General features: G+C 24.9%; 1 protein-coding gene. It reads left to right on the top strand.

Annotated features, from left to right (window positions below):
* Positions 1-390 precede the first annotated feature (390 nt).
* Positions 391-820 (top strand): family 20 glycosylhydrolase (locus tag KA878_RS14035; RefSeq protein ID WP_210142260.1); only part of this gene is annotated, 430 nt, incomplete at its 3' end.

Here is an 820-nt window from a genome sequence, read left to right as displayed (position 1 = left end):
GTCAAATTTCTTAATTTATTTTTATTATTATGTATTTTTGTTATAAGTATTATCTAAATTAAAAACGAATTAAGGCAACTGTATGTATTATACAAATTTACTACCTATAATACTTAATTATGTTATTATATATGAACTAATAACGTAAAATTATGGGTGGAAAAATGATAAAAAAATTTATAAGTATTATCATAATAAGTACTATTTTATGTACTGTCTTACCGGAACAATTAAGCCAAGCTAAAATAGAAAAGGGTGTAACAATAGATATCGCTAGAAAATATTATTCTAAAGATAGTTTGAAGAAAATATCATTTTTCTGATAATGAAAACTATACTATTAACTCAAATTATTTAGATCAAACCGCTAATAAGAAAAACAAATATTTTTTGACTAAATCAGAATTAGAAGAATTAATAAAATTTGCTAATAAAAAAAATATTCAAGTTATCCCAGATATAGATTTACCAAGCCATTCTAAAGGATGGCTAACTCTGTTAAGGAAGAAAGACGAGGATCTATATAGGAATGTGGTATCTAATTATAGTAATGAAATGGTAGATTATCATAACAATAAAGCATCAATATTAGTATCCCGCAAACTAATAAAAGAAATATTAGTGATGTTTGAACAGCCCAAGTTTAAAAACGAACAAAAGATTGTTTTGGGGGGTGATGAAGTTCCTGGAAGTATTAGACAACAAGATGATTTTATTAACTTTATGAATGAAATAACAAAAGTAGCTCTAGAAGGAAATTACACTGTAAAATTGTGGAACGATTCAATAACTACTAATGGTTTAAAAACCTTAAATAACA

It is taken from the genome of Staphylococcus sp. GDY8P57P, from assembly GCF_017892585.1.
GTDB lineage: Bacteria > Bacillota > Bacilli > Staphylococcales > Staphylococcaceae > Staphylococcus > Staphylococcus borealis.
Note: the sequence above shows the minus strand (reverse complement) of the source record. Positions and strands in the feature narration are given on the sequence as shown.